The 6,493-nt window shown below is 62.1% G+C and carries 7 protein-coding genes; 3 read left to right on the forward strand and 4 right to left on the reverse strand.

Going from position 1 to position 6,493, the window contains the following annotated elements:
* The 4 genes from PLL20_21215 to PLL20_21230 form a co-directional block, all read right to left on the reverse strand.
* On the reverse strand, positions 1-2,393 hold a 2,393-nt coding region (locus PLL20_21215; GenBank protein ID HPD32522.1), incomplete at its 3' end, for a PEP/pyruvate-binding domain-containing protein.
* Positions 2,394-2,532: 139 nt separating this feature from the next.
* The gene (locus PLL20_21220) at positions 2,533-2,775 is read right to left on the reverse strand and encodes a DUF2442 domain-containing protein (protein ID HPD32523.1); all 243 of its coding nucleotides are present in this window, start codon (positions 2,773-2,775) and stop codon (positions 2,533-2,535) included.
* Positions 2,756-3,001: a DUF4160 domain-containing protein gene (locus tag PLL20_21225; protein ID HPD32524.1), complete on the reverse strand. Its 246-nt coding sequence runs from the start codon at positions 2,999-3,001 to the stop codon at positions 2,756-2,758. Before PLL20_21225 ends, PLL20_21220 begins: the two co-directional genes overlap by 20 nt.
* 50 nt (positions 3,002-3,051) lie before the next feature.
* Positions 3,052-4,410 carry a Gfo/Idh/MocA family oxidoreductase gene (locus PLL20_21230; GenBank protein ID HPD32525.1) on the reverse strand — a complete coding sequence of 453 codons (1,359 nt, stop codon included), beginning with the start codon at positions 4,408-4,410 and terminating at the stop codon, positions 3,052-3,054.
* A gap of 137 nt (positions 4,411-4,547) precedes the next feature.
* On the opposite strand from PLL20_21230, the gene PLL20_21235 reads away from it, so the two are divergent.
* The 3 genes from PLL20_21235 (at position 4,548) to PLL20_21245 (ending at position 6,286) form a co-directional block, all read left to right on the forward strand.
* Entirely contained in the window at positions 4,548-5,108 is a 561-nt protein-coding gene (locus PLL20_21235) for a glycosyltransferase family 9 protein (GenBank protein ID HPD32526.1), read from the forward strand.
* Between the two features lie 24 nt (positions 5,109-5,132).
* Positions 5,133-5,684 carry a glycosyltransferase family 9 protein gene (locus PLL20_21240; GenBank protein ID HPD32527.1) on the forward strand — a complete coding sequence of 184 codons (552 nt, stop codon included), beginning with the start codon at positions 5,133-5,135 and terminating at the stop codon, positions 5,682-5,684.
* 122 nt (positions 5,685-5,806) lie between these two features.
* On the forward strand, positions 5,807-6,286 hold the full coding sequence (locus PLL20_21245; GenBank protein HPD32528.1) for an adenylyltransferase/cytidyltransferase family protein: 480 nt from the start codon (positions 5,807-5,809) through the stop codon (positions 6,284-6,286).
* Positions 6,287-6,493: the final 207 nt, after the last annotated feature.

Raw genomic sequence — 6,493 nt, forward strand, 5'->3', positions numbered from 1 at the left:
ATGTCGGCGAAAACCCATGTGTCGGTCGAGGTGTTGTTGGCGTAGGAATGAGACGCCTCCGGCCAGTCGGCCGGCGACCCGCTTGCCGTGCGGATGTTTCCCTCGCTGTCGACGTATTCGAGGAACACGTTTTCGTAGATGGTCCGGTCGAGATTATCCGGTGTCAGCCACATGCTTCTCGTCTCGACGGTCAACTGCGACTTGAGCCGGTGGTTACCGAAGACCTCTCCGTACTCACCCTGGAAAATGCAGTAAGGGGTGGGCTCCTTGATGAGGAAGGGGACGATGCCGGGCGTGGTACTCGGCTGTGGGATCTCGCGGATCTGCTTGATCCGGAGGTGGCCCTCGGGGGCGACCTTCTTGTATTCGAAGTCGAGCACGTACTTCGTCTTGCCGGAGGCGGCCGCAAAGGCGTTGGAGGCCTGGACCATCAGACTGGCAAGAGTGCGGTAGTCCGATTCCCAATCCAACACCGTGGCGCCCAGCGGCACCAGGTTCGAATAGGCCTGGATGGTCAGGTATGTGCCGAAGGAATAGACGTCGGCCTTCACCTCTTCAGGAATGGATCCGTCGGTGGGGTTGCTCACCGAAACGGCACCCAGTTGCGTCACGAGCTTGATGCGGCTCGTGGTGGTGCTGATTCTCTCAAGCGTGGCCACCCCGTTGGCCATCTCGATCGGGTCGGGCGTCGAGTGATGGACCAACATGGCCATGCCGGCCTGGCTCTCGTCGATGCCGTGGCGGAGTCTCTCGAGATAGGCGTTGTCGTAGTAGAAGCTGGCGAAGACCCTGCGAATCGCCCGGAACACGCCGCGTTCGTTCGCCTCCGCGGGGTCGCAGAGGCTTGGTCCGACCCCATCGCCGTCGAGGTCGTCGGCCAGACAGCCGCTGAAGCTGTCGTACAGGCCCGCACCGGTGAACTGCTCGCTGTCCTCCACGTTGGTCGAGCTGCGGAACCGGATTTTCTTGTACGGATCGAAACCGTATGCCGGGTCTTGCAGGGCGCTGATGATCTCGTTTTGCAGGGCGGGGCTGAAGACGGTGGCGGAGGTCTTCTTGAAGAGGTCTTCGCGGATGCCCTCAAGGACATCGGCCAGGGCGGCCATGTTCGCCGGCGGATAAGTGAAACCGGCCAGACGATAGGCGATTTCTTCGCGAAGCGTGCGGCCGTTGGTCAGCGTCTGGCTGAGGAATTCGTTCCAGAGGTCGAACGAGAAGGCCATGGCCACCGGGCAGTTCGACGGGATCGACCGCCGCAACAGGCCGAAGTTGGCCGCTTTGCCGCCGAAGTAGCAAATATCCGACGGCCACAGCCCATCGGTTGAGGCGCTGTATGCGCCATAGGGCGTGACGGGGCAGATGTTCAGCGGCGGGGGTGTCTTGAGAGCGAGGATTTCGTCGATCTGCTGCGGGGTGAGCACGTCCTGCACGTCGATCAGCCGAGCGTCGCAGTCATTGGCGTTCCCGTAGACCCGCAGCGCGATCTTGCGACCGACCAGTTGCTGGGCCCGGGTCGCATCCTCGGACAGCGCCAGGAAAACGAACGGAATGCCATAGGTGTTGGCCAGAATGGCGACGTGCGAATTCGGCGTCGAAGGGGCCAGCGTGATGATGCCCGCGATGACCGGCATGTCGGCAGGCACGCCGTCGGTCAGGAGGATGTCGCCGGGTGCCAGTTGGCCCGTGAGATAGGCGTTCTCGATCTGGGTGGCCGCGAACTGTTTGAGGGTTCCCAGGGCCCAGCCGCGCGAGTAGCTGATGTTGCCCTTAGCCCATCGGCTGGGCGAACTGACGATGATGCCGTTGGCCTCAAAGTAGGCACGGTTTTCCTCGGCCGATGCGATTTGGTCGTAGCTGGGGAAATAGAAAGCCTCGACGCCGGCTTCCGCGGTGATCTTTGACTTGACCAGGTTGAACAGGTTGACCACCTGGGCCGGGTCGTACGCGTCTCGGCGAACAAGCTCGATGCCGTATTCCTTGATTTGCTCGGACGGCGGCTGATGAACGGTCCAGTAGGGCAGTATCACCGAACCCAGAATCGCCTCCTGCCCCTCGGCGTAGAGACTGATCTGGTTGAACTCCTCGGTGCTCATCCCGATGTATTCCTGGACGAAGGTCGTTGCCCAGTCATAGTGGAACGGGTAGGCGTTGCTGTCCTGGAAGTACACTTTGGTCGGATCGCTGACGAAGATCAGGAACTTGATCCAGCCCGGATCGCCGGTTTCGGGCGCGGCCTTTCGGAAGGAGTCGCTCGGGAAGGTAATGGTGTTTCGCCAAGAGCTGGACGGGATGACCGTCTCGGCAAAGGTGTACCGGGTGATGAATCCGGCCGCCGATAGGACCATCAGGCAGGCGAGATACCGATAAGGAAAGCCTCCGTAAGTTCGTAACATGGCTTGCCCTCCTGTCTTTTCCAATCAGAGCCCCCCGACCTCTATTATTGTACCGAATGGGAAGTAATGGTCAAAGGAGTCTTGGGCCGTCGGAGGGGCCTTGGCAGGATTAGTGGTCTGCCGATGCCCGGCGTCTCGTTCAATCCCCGATCCCCGGCAACAGGCCCTCGAAGCTGATGTCTTCGTCGAGCGCATCCCAGTGAATACCGGTGCCCCCTCCGCTCATTTCGAACTGCTCGCGTTGCCGCGGTGTAGCGTTCAGCAGCCGGGGGAAATAGGCCAACGGGACCGCCAGTTGCCGCCCGTCGACCAACTCGATCCACAGGTTGAGATCGTCAAACCAGACGCGTTTGGCTGCCGCCTTAGTCAGCAAAGTACTTATCCCGTTTCCTCAAGAATAGGTCGCGGTTTTCCGCAGCCACTTGGGCAATCCGGGTCAACTCGCTCGAAGTCGTGCCGTGCGAGTCCGCGATCGTCACTGCCTGGTCCAGCCGGAATCCGGCCCCGTTTTCGCCCTTGCGTTCGTGGATGTGGGCAGGTTCGCGCGGTTCGCCTTCGTTCGAAAAGGAGAAGAACCTGCAGCCCTCGAAACGCAAAGCAACAGGCACTCGACAACTCGCAACCGGCCTCCCAGGCCCCCGATCCCTGTCCTGCCGCATCAGGGGATGCGGACGGTCAGACCGTCGGGGTCGAGGGTCGCCCGCTTCTTGGCGTGGTGGGCGGCGTTGGCCAGATGCAGGGCGGAGACCGCCTGATGGCCGATCTCGACCGGAGCGTTTGGCTCCTTACGGGTTCGCATGCACTCGAGCCAGTTGGCCTCATGCAGGTCGACCCGCAGCGGGCTGGAGATCTCATGCTCAGGCTCTGGCGGAATGTCCTCCCAGTTGGCGGGCCACTTTTCCTTGTAGAACCGCGCCCCCCGATCGTCGAGTTCCAGTGTGCCCTTGCGGCCGTGGGCGATGATCGACCACGCATCGTGCCAGTTGTTGGTGTAGGTCAGGGTCCAGGTCGCCATGAACTTCGGGTACTCGAAGACCGCGCAGAACGTGTCCGGCGTCTCGTAGCCCTTGATCTGGTACGCCGCGCCGTGCTCCTGGGCGGCCAGTGGCGGCTTGCTGTCGTTGAATAGCCACTGGATCACGTCCATCAGATGAGTGCCCTGGTCGGTCATGTTGCCGCCCGAGTACTCCCAGAAGTACCGCCAGAACCGGTACTTCACCGGGTTCATCGGGTAACGTTTTTCCGGCGGCAGCGGGAGTTGAAACCGGTCCCAGTCGACCTTGCCTTCAAGCTTGATGTCCTCCGGGTTGGGCAAGTCCGGCATGTTCCAGTACCACTCGGCTCGCACCAGACTGACCTCGCCCAGAAAGCCGCTGTCGACGATTCGCTTTGCCTCAATGATAGATGGGGTGCTGCGTCGCTGCATGCCGATCTGCACGATCCGGTCGGTGCGGCGGACCTGCTTGACCATGTTAGCCCCCTGCGGGATCGACCAGGACATGGGTTTTTCGCAGTAGGCGTCCTTGCCGGCCATGACCGAGTCGATCAGGTGTCGCTCATGCCAGAAATCCGGGCTGGCGATCAGCACGCCGTCGATCTCCTTCATCTCCAGCAGCCGCTCGTGCTCGTTGAAGCTCTTGGCCTTGCCGCCGCACATCTCGACGGCGGCCCTGCGGTTGGCCTCGTTGATGTCGCAGACGGCGATGAACTCGCAGTTGTTTTCCTTGCGGTCGAGCATGCTCTGGATGTGGTGGCGACCCATCCCGCCGGCGCCGATGATGCCCAGCAGAATGCGGTCATTGGCCCCGAGGACCCGTGATCGGGGGCTTGGTGTTACCTTTGAGCCGTAGTCCGAGGCTTCGGCGGCCCTGGCCCGGCGGATGCCGCCGACGGCCAAGGCGCCGACTCCTGCGGCCGCAGTCTCGAGGATTCTGCGGCGGCTCCAGCTCGACGACGATGTGTTTGGTCGTGTTTGGCATGGACCAGAAGCGTTGCTGGCGCAGGTCTTGTCCGGCATCTAAGTCTCCTTCCGTTACGATCTTGAAAGCTGCATTTCCAAAGCCGCGGCAGGCCCACAGGCCATCGCGACGCCGTAAGGGTACCGAGCCAAGGGGGAGTTGTCACGTGAGGGAGGGTTGTCATACAATTCCCGGCATGTCCAACGACCAACCGATAAACTACAGCCAACAGACCGGCGATTCCCATGAAGTGTCGACGCAAAAAGCCCCGTCGCGGATCCTGATCGTCCTGCCGAACTGGGTTGGTGATTTGGTGCTGGCAACCCCGGCTTTGCGAGTCATGCGGGAGCGGTTCCGGGATACACACATTGCCTTCCTGCTTCGCAGTCATCTGGAGGACATCCTCAGCGGGGGGCAGTGGGCTGACGAGATCATCCACTGGCCGGCCACAACCAAAGGACAGAGCCGTCCCAAGCGGCGGCAGGGCTTCCTTGGTTTTGCGGCCGAGATGCGGGATCGGCGATTTGACTGGGCCGTGCTGTTCTCGAATTCCTTCCGGGCGGCGCTCCTGGCACGCCTGGCGGGGATTCGTTCACGGATCGGCTATGACCGCGACGGCAGGGGGCTGCTGCTTACCGACAGACTGCTCCCCGAGCGGTACAACGGGAAATACGTGCCGATCCCGATGACCCGGTACTACAACGCGATTGCCCGGTATCTCGTATGCCGTCTTCTGCTTGAAAAAAAAAAATTGTAAACGACGCCTGAGGAAGAGGCCGTAGTGGACGGGTTGTTTGCCGCTGCCGGCGTCACGCAGGGAAGGCCCGTCGTCGTGCTCAACCCGGGCTCCTCTTTCGGGCCGGCCAAGCGGTGGCTTCCCGAACGATTTGCCGAGGTGGCCGACCGCCTTGTCGTGGAGCATGGTGCGGCCATGTTTATCGCCTGCGGTCCAAAGGAGATCGATACCGCACGGCAGGTTGCCGGCCATATGCGTCATTCCAGCACCGTCCTGGACAAGCCCGTGTTGCCTCTCGGCCCGACCAAGGCCCTGATTCGACGGGCCGGCCTGCTGATTACCAACGACACCGGCCCGCGACACTTCGGTATTGCCTTCCGAGTGCCGACGGTGACCATCTTCGGTCCGACACACCAGCAGTGGACCGCCACCAACAGTTCGTGCGAGCGGGCGATCCAGGTGCCGGTGGATTGCGGTCCATGCATGAAGCGCAAGTGCCCGCTCGATCACCGCTGTATGCGCCGCGTAACCGGCGACATGGTCGTGCAAGCCGCTCGCGAGTTGTTGAGCAGGCGAACCCAGCCGGTTGCCACGTGAGATTCGCGGGTGTCACCGGCCGCTTGCCCGCCGGCGTCTTCTCGCTCCGAACCTCGCCGGAGAAATGCCCGCCGGAACAATCCGCCTGGTGCGAGGTTCGATTCAGTTGTACAGGAGACCCGATGGCTCGCATTATCACCGATCGCCAGGAACTCAAGCGCGAGGTGGATAAGCTTCGCGCCGCCGGCAAGAAGATCGTTTTCACGAACGGGGCGTTTGACATCATCCACGTTGGGCACGTGCGATATCTTTACGGTGCCGCTGCCGAAGGCGATGTGCTCGTTGTCGGCGTGAACACGGACGAGTCGATTAAGCAGTACAAGAGCAAGGACCGGCCGCTCCAGCCCCTCGATGCCCGGATGGAGATCGTCGCCGCCTTCAAGCCGGTCAGCATCGTTACCTGCTTCGGCGAGCCGACCTGCGACGCCCTGTTGGAGTTCATCCGCCCGGACGTCATGTGCAAGGGCCCCGAGTACGGCCCGCACAACCTCCCAGAGTATCCCACCGTGCAGCGCCTCGGCATTCGCCTGGCCACGGTCGGCGGCCCGAAGGAAAACTCATCCACCGAGCTGATCCGCAAGTTGCAGGAGCATGGGTTGTGAGAGCTTGAGAACCTTACGGCCAGACATCTCCGCGGCTCGCGCGCATGTTTCCCGATCGCCGTGCGCTTGGCTCGCGGCCCGCAAAAAGGCGCTCCGCCTTAGATTTCGACATTCGTCATTCGGCCCTCCGCCGGGTGCCATGCCCACGGCTTTGCGTGGGCATGCGGGGGGTAGGGCCGACGCCCCCGTCGGCCCATCTCCGCTCAG

The organism is Phycisphaerae bacterium, assembly GCA_035384605.1.
In the GTDB taxonomy this organism is placed as follows: Bacteria; Planctomycetota; Phycisphaerae; order UBA1845; family PWPN01; genus JAUCQB01.